Below are 18,807 nucleotides of genomic sequence, written 5' to 3' on the forward strand. Positions count from 1 at the left end.
GCCGCAGAGGCTCATCGCGTGTGGGCGCTGGAGATCATGCGCGCATTACTGGCGTTGTTACGGGATGGCCAGTCGGTCCAGGTAGGCGCGTAGCTGTTGTTCGCGTGCGGCGGGATCGGACGCGAGCGCGGGTGGTTGCGCTGCGGTTGCGCGCGCATGCACGCGCGGGTACGGGTGCGCCGGCACCGGGCAGTGCAAGAAAGCGCATAGCCGATCCCATCCTTCGTCTGCGCTCAGGATCAGCAAGCGCTCCGCTGGAAGGCTGTCGATGACATGCTGGTTCCAGCGCTGGAAATAGTCGCGCATGAATCCGCGATCGTCGATGTGCGTGCCCAGGTCGCGGCGGATGAACTGGCTGAGCGCGCGGCCATCGGGGCCGAACAGTCCGGGCACCTCGGGCGAGGTTGAAAAGATCGTACTGCGCACCGAGTCGAACCAGTCGTCCGGATCGCGGACGGTCAGGATGACCTTGGCGTGCGGATAGCGCGTGGCCAGCGCAGGCCAGAAACAGCAGCCCGGATAGTCGGTGGTTGCGGCGTAGCCGGCAAAGATCGCCTCCCAGTCGGGAGTGCCCTGGATGGCGCGATTCCATAGCGGCAGTGCCTGACGCAGGTTGGCGGCCAGTTCCATCGCGTGATAACACGGGCCAAACCCCAGTTGCTCCAGCGCGACCTTCAACGAGAGCGTGCCGGTTCGCCCAAGCCCGGCGCCGATCACGCGCAAGCTCATGGCGATCCTCCGCCTGCGTGGGCCAGCCAGCGTGCCGCCTCCTCGCCCAACTCCTGGCGCGCCCGTTCGTCGTAAGCGGCGCACAGCGGGGCTGGCAGCCGCTCGCGCCAGCGGCCGTGGCGGCCCTGGTTGAAGAAGGCCTTGCCGCCGTCGCGCCAGAGACCGGCGCCATGCGGCACATAGCGTGCGGCGTGCTGCCGCATGTAGTCGAAGCCGCAGTGCGTCAGGATGGCGTCCCAGTGCGCGGTGGCGACTTGGATGCCAAGAAAGTCGGCGATGCGCCGCGCATGGCCCGGCAGGTCCGCGACCAGATCGGCGTAGTGCAGCACCAGGACATTGGAGGCTGCGCGGCGTCCATACCAGGAGCGAACGTTCTCCCAGAATGGCCAGAACGGCGCGCCATCCTGCTGTAGCCAGCGCGCGACGTAATCGGGGATGTCCAGGTCCGGAGGCGGGACCACGCGCAGCGGCTTGCCATCGGACCCGGCGGTCTCCAGGCGTGCCTGCGCATCGCGACTGAGCGCGCATTGATGGTCGTATAGGCTTAGCGCGATATCGCGACCATCGCGGCCGATGTACAGATACTTGGTTTCGCTGCGGAACGGCAGCGCATCGGCGGGCAGGTGGGTCTTCATCACCCGCCGGTGAGTCTGTGCAGCCAACAGCGCCTGCTTGCCGGCCTTGTCCGGATAGACGCCATCCACCCACGGCGAGATCGCCGCAACCTCGACGTCTGCACGCCCGCCGAAGATCAGTTGCACAACGAGCTGTTGCAGCCACGTTGTCCCCGCCTTCGCATAACTGGCAATCACGATATCGTCGCTGCGGGCATCGATGCCATCCCACACAGAAGGATCGAAGAACCGGTTGCTATAGGGGCGCGCTGGCGCCGGTGGTGTCGCATCACGCATGCGCATCCTTCGACGATGTCGGTACGGTCGTGGGTGTTGTTTGCATCGCCGCGGCGGTAGCGGGGCGCGGCCGCAGGTGGAGGCGGACGTCCAGCGGACGGAGCACCAAGGCGGGAAACGCGGACGGTCGTGCACCGGCGGCCAGTTGCAAGGTGACCGCGCGCAGCATCCAGGCCACCACCACCGTCATCTGGGTGATGGCCAGTGCACTGCCGATGCAACTGCGCGGTCCTGCGCCGAACGGGAAATAGCTGTAGCGCATGGTGGCGTTGGGCGCGGCGGCATGCCAGCGCTGCGGCATGAATCGATCGGGGTCGACATGGTGGCGTGGATCGCGCTGTGCGATCCAAGGGCTGACGATCAGTTGCGTGCCCACCGGGACATCGAAGCCGCCCAGGACTGTGTCCTGTTGCGCGATTCGTGCGGTCATCCAGGCCGGCGGATAAAGGCGTAGCGCCTCCTTGACGCAGGCCTTGCTCAGTTGCAAATGCTGCAGTCTGTCCTCGCCGAAGGGTTCGTCGGGCGATGGCAGCACGGCATGCGCCTCGTCGGCCACCGCTTGCGCCATGTCCGGGTGCCGGGCCAGCAGCAACAGCGTCCAACTCAGCCCGGCGGACATCGGCTCCAGGGCAGACATCAGCATCGCGGCCAGCTCGTCGCGGCACCAGCGGCTTTGGCCATGCGGGTCATGCGCCAGCAGGCGATCCAATAGCGCATCACCGCCGTTAGGCATTGATCTGCGCTGCGCGATGATGCGATCCAGGGCCGCGTCGAGGCTGCGGTGTGCGCGCCGCAGACGCCAGTGAGCCAGCGACGGCCACCAGGATGGCCGACCGCTGCGATGACGGGTCTGACGCATGATGGCGTCCACCATCGGGATCAAACCGGCAAGCTGCGGCGCAAGCGCAGGGTCTCCCAGCAGAAAGCCAGCGCCGAGCTCTGCGCACAGGTCGTTGATCGCGATGCGCATGTCGACGGCGTCAGCGTGGCCGCTCAGCCGTTGCAGCAGCGATTGCGTGGCAGCTGCAGCTTGAATCGCATGCTCGCGCACCAGTGCTGATCGAAATGCTGGCTGCAACAACTGGCGCTGATCGCGCCACTGCTTGCCGCTGCAGTTCATCATCGAGGCGGGAAAGGCCGCACGGCGGCTGTCGAACGCGGGGTCGTGCTTGCTGAAACGCAGGCCGGTATCGCTGAGAATTTCGTCGATCAGCGCTGGTGCGGCAACGACATAGGTGGCCGCAGCGATCTTGACGACCTCGCCGTGGTCGCGGACGCAGGCCCGCAGGAAGGTCAGTGGATCGTCACGGAATGCGACGCGATTTCCGAGCGCCCAATGCCCGCTTGGGCCGGGAGGAACACGTTGTTGGCTTTCGGCGCGCATGGAGACCTCGCCAAGAATGTATCCGCAGGGCCGGGCTCACGCGCTGAGCAAGGTCGCGCTGTGCGCGTTTGCGAGGGACGACGCGGAGCAGGGGGATGCCCTCTCCGCGTCGCAAGCTAGCTCAGTAGGTATAGATGTAGCCGAGCTTGCGGGCGCCAAACACCTGCATCCAACGGCGGAGTGTGGTCATCAGGCCAGTCATCATCGGTATATCTCCTGTTAATAGAAGTCCCCTTCGGTATGACCGAAAGGGACTTCTACCTTGCCGCGCAGGCGATGACATCCGCAATCGCCGGTCTGTCCGGTATTGCGAAGCTACGTATCGATTTGCGATGAAGCTTCCGCAGAAGTTATGCGCGGAATCAGGATGAGGGCTGCACTGCGCAGCATATGGATGTCACCTGTCGTAATGCGCGTGATAGCGTTTGGCAACCGAGTGGAACGAGAAAGCCAATGGCAGTCGGACTGCACTACGATCGGTTCGCCGCGTTCTACGATGCCTGGCACGATCGCTGGCCGGAGAGTGCCAAAGCCGAGTGCGTCCAGGCATTGGCCGTCCTGGCACAGGGCCGGGCCGCGCTCGAACTCGGAATCGGCACCGGACGGATCGCCTTACCGTTGTCCCGCTGTGGTGTGCCGGTGGTCGGGATCGATAACGCGCCTGCAATGCTGCAGCGCTTGCGTGCCAAGCCGGGTAGCGAGGTGCTACAGCTGGTCTGCGCCAATTTTGCCGATATGCCGCTCGCCGGTTCCTTCGGCTTGATCTATTCCAGCATGTCGTTCGGTTATCTGCTGACGCAGGCCGAGCAACTGCGGTGCCTGATCAACGTCGCCGGTTGCCTGGCCAGCGACGGCGTGCTCGCGATCCAGACGGCGGTGCCGGCGGGTGAGGCATTCGAGGCGGGGGGCAAGGTCAGCCAGGTACTGGATGTTCCCACCGAGGACGGCGAGGGTGCTGCCGTGATGCTGGTCTGCTCGCAGTCCGATCCGGTGCAGCAGCGCATCGATCAGCGGATCGTGGTGCTTGGCGAGGACGGAACGCGGATCTTCAACGAGCGCAGGCGCTATGTCTGGCCTTCCGAGCTGGATCTGATGGCGCAGATCGCGGGGTTGCGGCTGCGTGCGCGATGGAGCGATTGGGCCGGGCAGCCCTATACGGCGCGCAGTCGCACCCAGATCTCCCTCTATGAGCCTGCGCCGACGGTCGGCCGGGCGGTGCGCATGAGCTGAGCACACTGGCGGTAGCGAACGGTGGGCAACCATGTGCACAGTGGGTACCGGAATGCAGAGAGTGCCTTTGGCGGCGCAATTGGCGCTTCGGGCGACCGGTCGGCCATCGACAGCGCAGGCGGCGGCGCATCGCGCGCCGCCCAGGTCGATTCAGATCTCGGCGAGGATCTGCGCGCGGCGCTGGTGATATTCCTCGTCGGAGATCAGCTGCTGTGCTTTGAGCGTGTCCAGCTCCGCCAGCCTGGCCTGGGTAGGGGACGGCGCAGCCGTGGGACGCGAGCTGCCGGGCGATGGGCCAGCGGTACGCCGGGCAGACCACACGATGGCAGCGATCACACCGCCAATGCTGGCGAGAAAGCCCAAGACGATGATCCAATGCCAGATGCTGAAGCCGCCCATGCGTTGTCCTTGTGCCGGGAGTGGAAAGTCAGTGGGCAGACCTGTCTGCGCAGGTCGCCGGGCGACGTCGGTCGCCTTGCCCGAACGCTCGCAAGCCTAGCACTGGCCGCCCGCGAAGGGTCGCTACAGCTCGCTGCGCGCCGAAGGTCTTCGGCGGTCAATCGGCGTGTCTGTGCTGCATGATTGTGTAAGGCGCGTCGGGATGGCGTACCGCGTTGCGACGTTTTGCCGATCGTGGTCGGCTGTTTCACAGGAGCAGGTAGGCGGCATGCAGCGCGGCCCAACCGCGCCCTAACAGATGCCGATCGGCCGATGACAGCGCTTCGCGATGCACTTGGGGGTAGGGCACTAGGGCGTACCCCTGGATCGCGGTGCCTACCGACGCAGCGCGCACTTTTGGCCGCGCAGCAGGCAAACGGATGGCCTGTTTCGATCATGCGCGTGCCACTAGAGCGTTTCGTGCGGCAGTTGATCGCAGAACACGTGCGGGTGGATTCGACGAACGCACTGCGGATCTGCGCAATGCTGCCAGCATGCGCTTGGCGTGGTGATACCACTGCAGCGAATCGGCAGAAATCGCCGCGGGTGGCACTTCGGTTTTCAGGTGTCACGTGTATAGCCCGCCTCTCGCTGTGCGCGGAGTGCCATCACGACGACCGTGTCGGTCACATCCACGTCGCGATACAACGCCACGTACCCGTGCGAACCGCGGCCCATCACCAGTTCGCGCTGTTCTCCATGGACCGGTCGGCCGATCAATGGATTGCTTCTCAGCACGTCGAGCGCGCTGACGATTTCCTCGGCTCTTTCTTCAGCATGTTCGCTTTCGTGCTCGCGCAAATACGCGGCGATCCGCTCCAGATCCTCGATCACGCCGAAGCCAAGGCCGATGCGCGTCACCTCAGTCTTCCAGCTTGCGCGCCACCGGTCGCTTGGCAGGCTTTCCTACGACCAGTGCCTGGAAATAGCTGCGCGCCTCGTTCCACGGAATGGTCTCGCCTGTCTCCAAGAACTCGGCCCAGCGCTGGTCGGCCTGGGCGTGGAAGTCGGCCCGTCGCTCGGCCAGCGCGGCCTTCTCGGCAATGGCTTCCAGGATGAAGTTGTGCGACGTGGTGCCGGCCGCTTCGGCCGCCTTGGCGACGCGAGCCTTGAGTGCGTCCGGTAGGCGGATGGTGGTGGTACTCACGCGAGGCTCCCATCAGGGGTTGAGTTCAATGTAGCACATATGTGTTACGGGCGAACGGGCCAGTCAGGAGCTCAGGTCAGTCGGCCAGACGGCTGATCGGAGAAGGGGCCACGCAGAAATGTCAGGGAGTCGACGGGTGGATGTCGACCTGAGCGCGGTTTATGCAGTCTGAGATGCGTTGGCCGTCAGCGTGCGGAGCGGGTGCTTCGTGGCGCCGTCGTCGCTGGCGCAAAGACAAGCCGCACGTCTTGATCTCCACGCGCCACAGTGCGCTTCACACTCACCTCAACGGACATGACACGCTCTAGCCTATTAGCCTGGATATCCAGTGCCTGCAGCTTGGCAACTGTTCGCTGTCGCAGGCGCTGTTTGGAGCAGTACTCCCTGCGGCTCAATGGACAGCGTCGATGGTAGAGCCATTCGAGGTGCACTCGGTTCGCTGATCGCACACAAGAACGGGCGCCTCGCGGCGCCCGTTCTTGTGTGCATGACGATGTATTGCCAGTGGATCAGTAACGGTAATGCTCCGGCTTGTACGGACCTTCCACCGGCACACCGAGATAATCGGCCTGTGCCTTGCTCAGGGTGGTCAGCTTCACGCCGATCTTTTCCAGGTGCAGGCGCGCCACTTCCTCGTCCAGCTGCTTGGGCAGGCGGTAGACGGCCTTTTCGTAGACGTCCTTGTTCTGCCACAGATCGATCTGCGCCAGGGTCTGGTTGGCGAAGCTGTTGGACATCACGAAGCTCGGGTGGCCGGTGGCGCAGCCCAGGTTGACCAGACGGCCTTCGGCCAGCAGGAACATCGCATTGCCGTTGGGGAACACGAACTTGTCCACCTGCGGCTTGATGTTGATCTTCTGCACGCCCGGCATCGCATACAGCGCATCGACCTGAATCTCGTTGTCGAAGTGGCCGATGTTGCAGACGATGGCCTGGTCCTTCATCGCCTTCATGTGCTCGAGGGTGATGATGTCCTTGTTGCCGGTGGTGGTGACGTAGATGTCGGCCTGGCCGAGGGTGTCCTCGACGGTGTTGACCTCGAAGCCTTCCATCGCGGCCTGCAGTGCGCAGATCGGGTCGATCTCGGTGACGATCACGCGTGCGCCGTAAGCGCGCAGGCTGTGCGCCGAGCCCTTGCCGACGTCGCCGTAGCCGCAGACCACCGCGACCTTGCCGGCCAGCATCACGTCCATCGCGCGCTTGAGGCCGTCGGCCAGCGACTCGCGGCAGCCGTACAGGTTGTCGAACTTGCTCTTGGTGACCGAGTCGTTGACGTTGATCGCCGGCACCAGCAGCTTGCCTTGCTCGGCGATCTGGTACAGGCGGTGCACGCCGGTGGTGGTTTCTTCCGAGACGCCCTTCCAGTCCTTGACCACGCGGGTCCAGTAGCCGGGACGCTCGACTGCGACGCGCTTGAGCAGGTTCTTGATCACCTGCTCCTCATGCGAGGAGGCGGGTTCGTCGACCCACTTGGAGCCGTTCTCCAGCTCATAGCCCTTGTGGATCAGCAGGGTCACGTCGCCGCCGTCGTCCACCACCAGCTCCGGGCCGGTCAGGGTGCCGTCGGGCAGGGTGAAGCTCAGCGCGTCCAGCGTGCAGTCCCAGTATTCTTCCAGCGTCTCGCCCTTCCAGGCGAACACGGGCGTGCCGCTGGCAGCGATCGCGGCGGCAGCGTGGTCCTGGGTGGAGAAGATGTTGCACGAAGCCCAACGCACATCGGCGCCGATGTCCTTCAGGGTCTCGATCAGCACGGCGGTCTGGATGGTCATGTGCAGCGAGCCGGTCACGCGCACGCCCTGCAGCGGCTTGGTCTGGGCATGCTTGCGGCGGATCGACATCAGGCCCGGCATCTCGTGCTCGGCGATGTCCAGCTCCTTGCGGCCCCAATCGGCCAGGGAGATGTCGGCGACCTTGTAGTCGGTCTGCGGGACGGGTTTTGCGACAGCGTTCATGCGATGGCTCCGGTAGGCAGGCGAATGTCTGCAATTCCGGGCGCCGTTGAACGGTAAGGCCTGTCGAGCCTGGCCGTGCCTGCAGGATGCAGGCGGCAGATCACTCTGCCGTACCGGTCGCAGCGCCCCTCGACGAGGCATTCGATTATATCGACGCCGCTGCCGTGCGGCATGAATTGCCGCCGACCCCAACCAAAGGCAGGGGGGCAGGGGCGCGGACGCTGCTATGGTCGCCGGCGGGATCGCAACCAGGGAATGCCATGCAGGCACGGTCGGGGACGCCACGCGGGTGGCGGCAGTACATGGTCGGGGTGATGGGGGTCGCGGCGGTGCTGCTGCCGCTGTGGGCGATCGCAGCCAATCCAGAGGTCGCTGCCGAGGGCGCGGGGTATCGGCTGCCCTCGCCGGCCTTGCAGGCCGTGGTCGATGCGCCGCGTGCGCCGCTGCTGCGGCTGTCGCCGCGGCGCGACCTGGCCGCCGTGGTGCAACTCCCCGCGCTGCCGGATATTGCCGAGGTGGCGCAGCCTGAGCTCAAGCTGGCCGGCCTGCGGCTGCATCCGGGGACCCATGCGGCCAGTCGCTTTTCCTTCGCCAGCACGCTGTCGCTGCTGACCGTGACCGATGGCAGCGAGCGGCAGCTGGCCGGCTTGCCCACGCCGTTGTCGCTGGCCGACCTGGCCTGGTCGCCAGACCAGCGCTATGTCGCCTTCCGGCGCGAGGACGCGGCCAGCGGCGCCAACGAGCTGTGGCTGGTGGATGTGGCCACCGGCCAGGCGCGCCGGCTGCTGTCCGGCCTGAACACGGTCGTCGATGACGCGCTGCAGTGGCTGCCCGACAGCAGCGGCTTGTTGCTGCAGCAACAGCTTCCCGGTCAGGCGCCCGCGCCGGCGACGGTGCCACAGGGGCCGGCGATCCAGCAAACCGCTGTCGGTGCCGGCGTGCGCGCGATCCGCACCTATCAGGATTTGCTGCGCAACGAGAGCGATGCACAGCTGTTCGAGCACTACGCCAGCGCGCAGCCGGTGCTGCTCGATCTTGCCGGCCAGGTCCGTCGTTTGGGCAGCCCCGGTATCTACCTGCGCTTGTCGCTCTCGCCGGATGGGCGCTATGTGCTGAGCGAGCGCATCGAGCGCCCGTTCTCCTACCTGGTGCCGGCCGAGGCGTTCCCGCGGCGGGTACAGGTGCTGGACCTGCAGGGCAAGCTGGTACGCGAGATCGCGCGCCTGCCGCTGGTGGAGGGGTTGCCGACCGGCAACGACGCCGTGCCCACCGGGGTGCGCGAGATCGACTGGCGCCAGGATGCGCCGGCGACGCTGGTCTGGGCCGAGGCGCAGGACGGGGGCGATCCGGCCCGCGAGGTTGCCGTGCGCGATGTCGTACGCATACAGGCGGCACCGTTCACGCGCGCGCCGGTGACGCTGGCGCGGCTGGCCAGTCGTTACCAGGGCGTGCTGTGGGGCCGCGGCGACCTGGCCATCGTCACCGAAGCCTGGTGGAAGACCCGCCGCACCAAGCAATGGCGCATCGCGCCGGAGCATCCCGAGCGCGCCGCGGAATTGCTGTGGGACCGTTCGTCGCAGGATCGCTACAGCGATCCCGGAACCCCGGCCCTGTGGACCGACGAGCGCGGACACCAGCGCCTGCATATCGGTAGCGATGGCAACAGCCTGTTCCTGCTGGGCAAGGGCGCCTCGCCCGAGGGCGACCGGCCATTCGTCGATCGCTTCGATCTGCGCAGCAAGCAGGCCACCCGGCTGTTCCATTCGCAGGCGCCGACCTATTCGGCACCGATCGCGCTGCTGGACGCGCAGGCCTCGCAGATCCTGCTCAGCCGCGAATCGCCGGAAGAGCCGGCCAACTACCTCGTGCAGACAGTGGGGCAGTCGGCAACTGCGCCGCGCGCCCTCACCCATATCACGCACCCGCTGCCGCAGCTGCGCGGCGTGCGCAAGGAGCAGATCCGCTACAAGCGTGCCGATGGCCTGGACCTCACCGCCACCTTGCTGTTGCCGCCAGGCTACGACCCCAAGCGCGACGGCCCGCGGCCGCTGCTGATGTGGGCCTATCCGGGTGAGTTCAAGAGCGCCGATGCCGCCGGGCAGGTGACCGATTCGCCGTACCGCTTCAATGCAATCAGCTTCTGGGGGCCACAGGCATTTCTCGCGCTGGGCTATGTGGTGCTCAACAATCCGAGCATGCCGATCGTCGGCGAAGGCGTGGCCGAACCCAACGATACCTATCTGCCGCAGTTGATCGCCGATGCGCAGGCGGCGGTGGATGAAGTGGTGCGGCGAGGCGTCACCGATCGTGAGCACATCGCCATCGGTGGTCATTCCTATGGCGCCTTCATGACCGCCAACCTGCTGGCGCACACGCGCCTGTTCAAGGCCGGCATCGCCCGCAGTGGCGCCTACAACCGCAGCCTGACGCCGTTCGGCTTCCAGGCCGAAGAGCGCAACTACTGGCAGGCGCAGGCGGTGTATCAGGCGATGGCCCCGTTCAACTATGCCGACAAGATCAAGGATCCGCTGCTGCTGATCCACGGCCAGGACGACAACAACAGCGGCACCTTCCCGATCCAGAGCGAACGCCTGTTTGCCGCGATCAAGGGCCTGGGCGGCACCGCGCGGCTGGTGATGCTGCCCAACGAAGCGCATGCCTACCGTGCACGGCAATCGGTGATGCAGATGCTGGCCGAAAGCGAGCAATGGTTGCAGACCTATCTTGGGACACCGCCGCCGCCGGCCGATACGCCAGCATCGTGAGCAACCGTGCGGGCGTGCCGGCCGCCGTCGCGCGCGTGATGGACGTTGAGGTGTGTGCGAAGCGTCCTGTGGCGCGTCGGGACAAGGCGTGCGTGGGCCGGCTGAGCAAAGCGTGCAACGCGGTCTCGGCGCGCCACAGGATGCATCCCCGAGGGTTGGCCGTCAGTGGCACGGTGCATGCGCCGCGCCGCTTGCCTTGGCGCCAGCCAAGCCAGCGCCACCCAGCACCCGCTCCGCACCGCTGACCGCCAACGCATCTCATCTCAACGTGCAGAACATGCTCTAGGCGGCACGTCACGCCGGTGTACGGCCTTCCATGCGCGCTGCGGCCGCATGCCATGCCTGTGGCGTGCGGTGGCTGGCAGCGATCGTTCGCGATGAAACTGTCGCCTTGGCGCAATCGTCTAATCCTTTTGGGTTAGTCTTCGACGACTTTGCGCTGGAGAAGGTGTGCGTTTCCGATGAACGAGTACCGCAGCAGTCTTGTGTTCGCTACGCCCGATTTGCCCCTGCGCGACGACGTCCGTCGCCTGGGCGCGCTGGTCGGTGACCTGCTCGCCGAGCAGGTGTCTGCGGAATTCTTCGAAGAGATCGAGCACATCCGCACCGCGGCGATCGCCCGCCGCGAAAGCGCCGCGCCGCCTGCGACCTTGAGCGAATCGCTGAGCGGGCGCACGCCGCACGCGGCCGAAGCGCTGGTGCGCGCCTTCAGCACCTATTTCCAGGTGGTCAATATCGCCGAGCGCGTGCATCGCATCCGTCGCCGTCGCGACTACCAGCGCAGCGGCACCGACACTCCGCAACCGGACGGCTTGTACGATGCGGTGCGCCGGCTCAAGGCGCAGGGTGTGAGCCTGGAGGAGCTGGCGCAGTGGCTGCCGCGGATCGATGTGGAGCCGGTATTCACTGCGCACCCCACCGAGGCGGTGCGGCGTGCGCTGCTGGAGAAGGAACAATTGATGGTGGCCAGCCTGGTCGAGAACCTCGACGGCCTGCGTACCCCGCACGAACGCGCCACCGATGCGGCGCGCTTCCGCATGGCGTTGACTGCGTCCTGGCAGACCGCCGATTCCTCGCCGGTGCGCCCCAGCGTGGACGACGAACGCGAGCATGTCGGTTTCTATCTGATCCAGGTGCTGTACCGGATCGTGCCGGCGATGTACGAAACGCTCGAACACGCCATCGCCGAGACCTATGGCAGCACGCTGGCGTTGCCGCGCCTGTTGCGTTTCGGGACCTGGGTGGGCGGCGACATGGACGGCAATCCCAACGTGGATGCCGGCACCATCACGGCGACCTTGAACGCACAGCGACAGGTGGTGCTGGAGCGCTACCGGAAGGAACTGTGGGAGTTGGCCAGCCTGCTCAGCCAATCGACCACCTTGGTGCCGGTGAGCGCGGAGCTGCAGCAGCGGCTGGAGCAGTATCGCGCGCTGCTGCCGGACGCGGCCGCGCGCTCGCGACCGCGTCACGGCGACATGCCGTACCGCTTGCTCAACGACCTGATGCGCGCGCGCCTGCAGGCCACGTTGGATGATGCGCACGGCGCTTACACCGCACCGAGCGAGCTAGAGGACGACCTGCAGCTGATTCTGGACAGCCTGCAGGCGAATCGTGGCCTGCACGCCGGCTGGTTCGCGGTGCGGCGATTGCTGTGGCGGGTACGCAGCTTCGGCTTCCACCTGGCGCGCCTGGACGTGCGTCAGGAGTCGAGCGTGCATGCACGTGCGGTGGCTGCGGCGCTGGGCCAGCGGGAGGAAGACACGCAGGACCCGGCGCAGCGGGCGCAGGCATTGGGACCCTACGCGGCGGGCGAGCAGATCCTGCCGCAGGTCGAGGATGCCGACAGTGCGCGACTGGATGCGGTGTTCGCTGCGCTGGCCGATGCACGCCAGCGCCACGGCGCCGATGCGTTGGGCAGCTACATCATCTCGATGGCGCACAACCGCGCCGATGTGCTGACGGTGCTGGCGCTGGCCCGTCGCGGCGGGCTGGTCGACGACACCGGCGCGGTGCCGCTGGATATCGTGCCGCTGTTCGAGACGGTGGACGACCTGCGCGGGGGCACCGGCACCGTGCAGGACCTGCTGGCCGACCCGGTGTACCGCAGCCATCTGGCGGCACGTGGCGACGTGCAGATGGTGATGCTGGGGTATTCGGACAGCGGCAAGGATGGCGGTATCGCCGCCTCGCGCTGGGGATTGCAGCGCGCGCAGGTAGAGCTGCTGGAGGCGGCCGCCGAGCTGGGGATTCGCCTGACCTTCTTCCACGGGCGAGGTGGCTCGATCGTGCGCGGTGGCGGCAAGACCACGCGCGCGCTGGAGGCGGCACCGCGGGGCAGCGTGGATGGTCGGCTGCGGGTGACCGAGCAGGGCGAGGTGATCCATCGCAAATACGGCATCCGTGCGTTGGCGCTGCGGTCGCTGGAGCAGATGACCGGCGCGGTGCTGCTGTCGAGCCTGCGGCCACGCGCACCGGAGCCGCGCGAGGCGCAGTGGCGGCCGGTGATGGACCTGGTGGCCGAACACAGCACGCGGGCTTACCGCGGCTTTGTCGCTGCGCCGGACTTCATGCAGTACTTCCGCTTGGCCACGCCGATCGACGTGATCGAGCGCATGACCCTGGGTTCGCGGCCATCGCGCCGCCTGGGCCAGGATGCGGCACTGTCCAACTTGCGCGCCATCCCTTGGGTGTTCGCCTGGAGCCAGGCGCGCGCGGTGATTCCCGGCTGGTACGGCGTAGGCAGCGGCCTGCAGGCCGCAGTCGATGCCGGCCACGAGGAGCGCCTGCGCGAGATGGCGGCCGACTGGCCGTTCTTCCGCACCTTCCTGGACGACATCGCAATGGTGTTGTCCAAGGGCGACCTGGCCATCGCCGAGTTGTTCTCGCGCTTGTCCGGGCCGCTGCACGAGGCGTTCTTCCCGCGCATCCGCGACGAGTTGGCGTTGACCAAGGGCTGGGTGAAGGCGCTGACCGGGCAGCAGTCGTTGTTGCAGCACGACCCGCGGCTGGCGTTGTCGATCCGTCTGCGCAATCCGTACATCGACCCGATCAGCGTGCTGCAGGTGGACCTGCTGCAGCGGTGGCGTGCCACCGACGGCGAAGACGAGGATCTGCTGCGGGCCTTGGTGGCCTGCGTCAATGGGGTCTCGCAAGGGCTGCAGAACACCGGCTGAGTCGCCGTTCATCGGCTGGAGCGGGCAAGGTGCAAGCGGGCTCTGGCATTATCGGACAAAGTTGTCCGATAATGCCGCCATGATGACCTCTCGCCCCGATGCGGCGCTGCGCCGCCGGCAAATCCTCGATGCCGCCGACGAAGTCTTCAGCGAGCACGGCGTCAACGCCCCGCTGGAACTGGTGGTTGCGCGCGCCGGCCTCGGCCGCGCCACCTTGTATCGCAATTTCCCCGACCGCCTGGCGCTGATGATCGCGCTACTGGAGCGCGGACTGGACGGGCTGGAGCGGCTGGTGGCCGATCTGGGCGACCGGCCGGACGGACTGGCGGTGTTGGTCCACGACGTTGCCGAGCACGTCGCCCAATCCGCGCCGCTGGTGGACTTCTGGCGTTCGCTGGAACGCGCGCACCCGGCGGTGGAGGCTGCCGATCGTCGTCTGCTTTCGATCTTTCTGCCACTCGTGCGGCGGGCGCAGGCGGCAGGACTGTGCCGTCCCGACCTCGACGACGAGCAGATCCTGCTGGTGATCGACATGCTGGGCAGCTGCCTGCGCGGCAATGACGAGGCCGAACGCAAGCGGTTGGCGCGGCGCTCGGCCAGTCTGCTGCTGCAAGCGCTCGGAATGTCCGCAACGCCCGGCGACCAGCGATGACACGCCTTGGCGTGGGCCGTTGGGCACTGCGCGCGGCGGTGTTGGCGGCGGCGGTGTGGGGTGGGCTATTGATCCACTTCGCGTTGAGCGGCAACGCGCTGGTACGCGGCGGCTGGGTCCTTTCCTGGTGCGCGATGGGCGTGGTCGCACTGTGGGGTTTGCGCCGTGGCCGCGAGAACTGGGCGCTGGTGGGCATCTTCGCTGCCGCCTTTATGGTGCTGGCGGGTGCCTGGTGGATGATGCAGCCCCGCCAGGACCGCGACTGGGCCGACGATGTCGCCCAACGCCTGCAACCGGAAGTGCACGGCCACCTTGTCACCCTGCACAACGTCCGCAATTTCGACTGGCTTAGTCAAAACGACTACAGCCCGCGCTGGGAAACCCGCCAATACGATCTGGATCGGCTGGTCAGCGCCGATCTGGCGCTGTCGTACTGGATGGGGCCGGCGATCGCCCACACGCTGGTGTCGTTCGGCTTCGACGATGGCTCGCGGGTGGTGTTTTCGCTGGAAATCCGCAAGGAGCGTGGTGAGCAGTTCTCCGCGTTGGGCGGTTTCTTCCGGAGTTTTGAAGAAACCCTGGTTGCCGCCGACGAGCGCGACATCTTTCGCGTGCGCACCAATGTGCGTGGCGAGGATATGTATCTGTATCGGCTGGCCATCCCCAAGGCGGGCCTGCGCCGCATGTTCATGGGCTACGTGGACCTGGCCAGCAAGCTGGATCGCGCGCCGGCGTACTACAACACGCTGACCAGCAATTGCACGACGATCGTGTTCGCGCTGGTGCGGCAGCTGCAACCGAACCTGCCGCTGGATCACCGGCTGCTGCTGTCCGGCTACGCCGCCGAGTATGCCTACGACCACGGTGGCCTACTGCCTGGCTACGACTTTGCCACGCTGAAAGAACGCGGCCGTATCACCGCGCGCGCCATCGCCGCTGATCGCGCCGCCGATTTCTCCACCCGCATCCGTGTCGGCATGCCGCAGACACCAGGGCCGGTGAGCGCGGCGCCATGAGGCGGCGCGGCAGGGCGTTTGCATGCGCGGTCGCCGTTGTCGCCATGTTGCTGGTCGCTGGCTGCGCCATGGTGACGGTGCGCTCGCAGACCGGTAGCGACTATGTCGCGCTGACGCGCGGCGATGTACTCAGCACCGGCACGCTCAGCCAGGCCAGCAGCGAGACCTTGCAGGTCGCAGGACTGGCACCGGTGACTTGTCGCGCCGATGTGCCGTCCTGCTTGCAGCAACTCCAGGCCACTGCCGGTATCGAGGTGGAGCGACGACTGGCCACCCAGGCCGAGCTGTGGACGGCCTATGCGCTGGCGCTGCGTGATCATAGGTCGGCACAGATCAGCGATGCGGCAACCGAGGCGTGGTTGGAGGCCGCGCGCAGTAGCTACGCCTATTTGTTCTTCACCGCACGCGCGCCCAGCATGCGGGCGTTCGAAAACCGCCAGACGCAGGTGCGGGACTACTACAACTACGCCGTGCAGCAAGTGGTCGTGCAGTTGTTCGTCCGGGGGCAGCAGGCTCGCGATACCACGCCTGTCCCCATCGTGCTGGGGCACTGGCAGGTCGCCATTGACATGTCGGCGTATCGGTTGCCGGGTGGCGGCAAGCTTCCGCGCGCGATTTTCGCCGCCCCGGATCTGCGCTTCCATGGCCTGCGCAGCACCTATCGGCGCGATGGCTTCGGCGCCGAGCTGGTGGCTGAGGTCGACCCGCAGGTGGTCGGCGATCCGGCTGGGATGGCCGCGGAGCGCAGCGCGGCAAAGAGCGACGCGCAGGACGCGTCGTCGCCGATCTTCAGCGAGCTGCCGTACGCACCGACCACGGTCTTGCTGCGTTTCGACGGCGCTACCCTGGATGCAGTGCTGCGAACCACGCGGGTGACGGTGGTGCCGTACGACCCGTATCGTCAGCAAGACCTGGTGCTGCACGGTCAACAGGTGCCATTGGCCGCCAACTTCACCGCCGCCTACGGGCTGTGGTTGGCCAAATCTGGATTCGTTTCGCAATCGCTGCGCTCGATGCTGGGCCGCGCGCGCGGCATCGAGCGTCCGCATCTGTATTTGATGCAGCCCTTCGACCCAAACCGGCGGGTGCTGTTGATGCTGCATGGCCTGGCCAGTAGTCCGGAGGCCTGGGTCAATGTGGCCAACGAGGTAATGGGAGACCAGGCGCTGCGCCAGCACTACCAGATCTGGCAGGTCTATTACCCGACCAATGCGCCCATTGCGCTCAATCGCGCGCAGATCCAGGCGCTGGTGGAGGACACCCTGCAGCACTTCGATCCTGCCGGGACGTCGGCGGCATCGCAGCACATGGCGCTGATCGGCCACAGCATGGGCGGCGTGATCGGTCGCCTGCTGGTGTCGGCGTCGGGCGAACGGCTCTGGGACAGCCTGATGGCCGACTACCGGCTCGATGCTGCGCGCGATGCCCGCGTGCGCGCCAAGCTGGCACCGTTGCTGCACTTTGCACCGCTGCCCCAGGTGGACCGGGCGATCTTCATCGCCGCACCGCATCGTGGCACCCCGACCGCCGATGGACGGCTGGTTCGTCTGCTGGGACGGCTGGTCCGCCTGCCGATCGCGTTTCTGGACAATTTCGACGCGGTGATGCAGGACCTGGCCGACGGCGCCGTCAAGGACAATGCGCCGGCCGGCCATCGGACGCGCCGCCTGCTGCCGCCGACCGGCCTGGACAATCTGCGCGATACCGATCCCTTCATGCGCGCCAGCAGCGAGCTGCCGATCTCGCCGCTGGTGCGGTATCACACCATCGTCGGGCGCGAGAATCCGGCGGTCCCGCTGGTCGACTCCAGCGATGGTCTGGTGCCTTACCGCAGTGCCCATCTGCAGGGTGCGGCATCCGAGTTGGTGGTGACCTCGCGCCATAGCGTGCAGGAAACGCCGCAGGCGATCCTGGAGATCCGCCGCATCCTGCACCTGCAACAACGCAGCGAGCAGGCGAGCGGCGCTGGCACGCACTAGGTCGCGGGCGCTGAATCTGCGCAGCTGGGCGCCAAGCCAGGCATCCGCTGCAGCCCAATGCGCCCTCAATGTTGGCAACCGGCGCGTCCCGGATCGGCCATCGAGGGCAGCCCCCACCGCAGCAACGCGGATGCGCGCGGGCCGTCCCTGACCGAACGCGAAGGAATGCGAGCGGACGCGAAGGGAAGTGTGCCCATCTACGCATGGGGCGCCTAGCCAATCGCTATAGCCGACGCGCAGGCGCTGCAGCAGCGAAGCGACCATACGCCAGCGACTATGCGGAATTGTGCATCGCAGCACGGGTGGATTCACCTAAAAAACAGGTGTCACGGAACTGACATCGATGCTCACCACCATGCGCGGCGTTTTCACCCAAGTGTGACGCAATCGGCCGTTTCGATTGCGGTCGCGCTCCCTCTCCACCGGACGCATGCGTGGCACTCTCTGCGCATGCGTTGCCGCAAATTGGTATCCGCATGCTCGTCCGCCGTTCGCAACCGCTTCCCTCGCGTCTTTCGCTGGCCGTGTGCCTCTCGCTGTCCGTGTTGTGCGGCCAGGCCGCAGCCCAATCCACCCCGGACACCGCGCCGGCCAGTGGGTCTTCGTCATTGACGACACTCGACAAGGTGACCGTGGCGGCGACACGCTACAACGCCACCGACATGCAGATGGCGGCAACCAACACCGTCAACGTGCTGTCGGCCGACGATCTCAAGACCACTGCCGTGCACAACGTCGCCGAGGCGCTGGGATTGATGCCGGGTGTCAACGTGATCAACACCGGGCAATCGTATTTTGGCGGCATCGATGGCGCCGCACGTGGCGAGGGCATGTTCTCTTCGGTGCGCGGCCTCAATGCCGAGTACAACGTCAATCTGGTCAATGGCGTCAACGTCGCGCAGGGCATGCCCTACAGCCGTGGCGTGCAACTGAGCCTGCTGCCGCCCTCCGGGCTGCAGACCATCGCCTTGAGCAAAACCTCCACCGCCGATATGGATGGCGATGCGATCGGTGGCACCATCGATTACCGTACGCCGAGCGCGTTCGATTCGCAGGATCGACAGGGCGGCAGCATCCTGCTGAGTGGGCGCATGGAGAGTCGCGCACGCGACTACGGCGATTCCGGGCTGGGCGGCGGGGCTGCTGGCGATTGGCATGCGCGCTTTGGTGCGGATGGTCAGTTCGGCATCGCGCTCAGTGCCTATTACGACGAGCGTCGCTTCGTGAACAGCGAAGTGGCTGGCGCCGCAGCGGCACGCAACGACGGATCGTGGAAATTCGCGCGGGCCGATGCCAGCGGCAAACTGGCAGCGGGCGTCGACCCACAGCAGGTGCTGCAGAGCACCGGCGTCAATATTGGCTACTCGCAGGGCGACACCCGCCGTTACGGCGGCAATGTCGCGCTGGACTGGCGGGGGGGGCCCCCCC

The 18,807-nt window shown here is 66.4% G+C and carries 14 protein-coding genes and 1 riboswitch; of the genes, 7 read left to right on the forward strand and 7 right to left on the reverse strand.

Annotation, left to right across the window (positions count from 1 at the left end; all coding sequences use genetic code 11):
• Window positions 1-57 precede the first annotated feature (57 nt).
• Genes CKY51_RS00385 through CKY51_RS00395 form a run of 3 tightly spaced genes read right to left on the reverse strand, consistent with a single transcriptional unit; the run spans window position 58 to window position 3,024 of the window.
• Window positions 58-729, reverse strand: coding sequence for a sulfotransferase family protein (locus CKY51_RS00385; protein WP_022973157.1), 672 nt, complete (start codon window positions 727-729; stop codon window positions 58-60).
• Window positions 726-1,640 carry a sulfotransferase domain-containing protein gene (locus CKY51_RS00390; protein WP_022973158.1) on the reverse strand — a complete coding sequence of 305 codons (915 nt, stop codon included), beginning with the start codon at window positions 1,638-1,640 and terminating at the stop codon, window positions 726-728. Before CKY51_RS00390 ends, CKY51_RS00385 begins: the two co-directional genes overlap by 4 nt.
• Window positions 1,633-3,024, reverse strand: a complete 1,392-nt coding sequence (locus tag CKY51_RS00395) for a cytochrome P450 (RefSeq protein ID WP_022973159.1) — start codon at window positions 3,022-3,024, stop codon at window positions 1,633-1,635. Before CKY51_RS00395 ends, CKY51_RS00390 begins: the two co-directional genes overlap by 8 nt.
• 453 nt (window positions 3,025-3,477) lie before the next feature.
• Between CKY51_RS00395 and CKY51_RS00400 the strand changes: the two genes are divergently transcribed.
• Window positions 3,478-4,254, forward strand: coding sequence for a class I SAM-dependent DNA methyltransferase (locus CKY51_RS00400; protein WP_022973160.1), 777 nt, complete (start codon window positions 3,478-3,480; stop codon window positions 4,252-4,254).
• A gap of 150 nt (window positions 4,255-4,404) precedes the next feature.
• Here CKY51_RS00400 and CKY51_RS00405 read toward each other — a convergent pair whose 3' ends face one another.
• The 4 genes from CKY51_RS00405 to ahcY form a co-directional block, all read right to left on the reverse strand.
• Entirely contained in the window at window positions 4,405-4,653 is a 249-nt protein-coding gene (locus CKY51_RS00405; RefSeq protein ID WP_022973161.1) for an SHOCT domain-containing protein, read from the reverse strand.
• Between the two features lie 600 nt (window positions 4,654-5,253).
• Entirely contained in the window at window positions 5,254-5,553 is a 300-nt protein-coding gene (locus tag CKY51_RS00410) for a type II toxin-antitoxin system RelE/ParE family toxin (protein WP_022973162.1), read from the reverse strand.
• Window position 5,554: 1 nt separating this feature from the next.
• Window positions 5,555-5,839 (reverse strand): ribbon-helix-helix protein, CopG family, encoded by a 285-nt coding sequence (locus tag CKY51_RS00415; protein WP_022973163.1) that lies wholly within the window; start codon window positions 5,837-5,839, stop codon window positions 5,555-5,557.
• A 509-nt stretch (window positions 5,840-6,348) separates the two neighbouring features.
• Window positions 6,349-7,791: an adenosylhomocysteinase gene (gene ahcY / locus CKY51_RS00420; protein WP_152248723.1), complete on the reverse strand. Its 1,443-nt coding sequence runs from the start codon at window positions 7,789-7,791 to the stop codon at window positions 6,349-6,351.
• A gap of 31 nt (window positions 7,792-7,822) precedes the next feature.
• Window positions 7,823-7,928: riboswitch (S-adenosyl-L-homocysteine riboswitch) on the reverse strand.
• 177 nt (window positions 7,929-8,105) lie between these two features.
• Between ahcY and CKY51_RS00425 the strand changes: the two genes are divergently transcribed.
• The 6 genes from CKY51_RS00425 to CKY51_RS00450 form a co-directional block, all read left to right on the forward strand.
• Complete coding sequence (locus CKY51_RS00425) at window positions 8,106-10,556, forward strand: S9 family peptidase (protein WP_022973165.1); 2,451 nt, start codon at window positions 8,106-8,108, stop codon at window positions 10,554-10,556.
• Window positions 10,557-11,017: 461 nt separating this feature from the next.
• Window positions 11,018-13,732, forward strand: a complete 2,715-nt coding sequence (ppc, locus tag CKY51_RS00430) for a phosphoenolpyruvate carboxylase (RefSeq protein ID WP_022973166.1) — start codon at window positions 11,018-11,020, stop codon at window positions 13,730-13,732.
• A 79-nt stretch (window positions 13,733-13,811) separates the two neighbouring features.
• Window positions 13,812-14,384 (forward strand): TetR/AcrR family transcriptional regulator, encoded by a 573-nt coding sequence (locus CKY51_RS00435; protein ID WP_022973167.1) that lies wholly within the window; start codon window positions 13,812-13,814, stop codon window positions 14,382-14,384.
• The gene (locus CKY51_RS00440) at window positions 14,381-15,400 is read left to right on the forward strand and encodes an Lnb N-terminal periplasmic domain-containing protein (protein WP_152248724.1); all 1,020 of its coding nucleotides are present in this window, start codon (window positions 14,381-14,383) and stop codon (window positions 15,398-15,400) included. Before CKY51_RS00435 ends, CKY51_RS00440 begins: the two co-directional genes overlap by 4 nt.
• On the forward strand, window positions 15,397-17,379 hold the full coding sequence (locus tag CKY51_RS00445; RefSeq protein WP_022973170.1) for an esterase/lipase family protein: 1,983 nt from the start codon (window positions 15,397-15,399) through the stop codon (window positions 17,377-17,379). The genes CKY51_RS00440 and CKY51_RS00445 overlap by 4 nt, the downstream gene beginning before the upstream one ends.
• Window positions 17,380-17,855: 476 nt before the next feature.
• Window positions 17,856-18,807 (forward strand): TonB-dependent receptor plug domain-containing protein (locus CKY51_RS00450; RefSeq protein WP_152248725.1); only part of this gene is annotated, 952 nt, incomplete at its 3' end.

This window comes from Xanthomonas maliensis (assembly GCF_009192945.1).
Lineage (GTDB): Bacteria > Pseudomonadota > Gammaproteobacteria > Xanthomonadales > Xanthomonadaceae > Xanthomonas > Xanthomonas maliensis.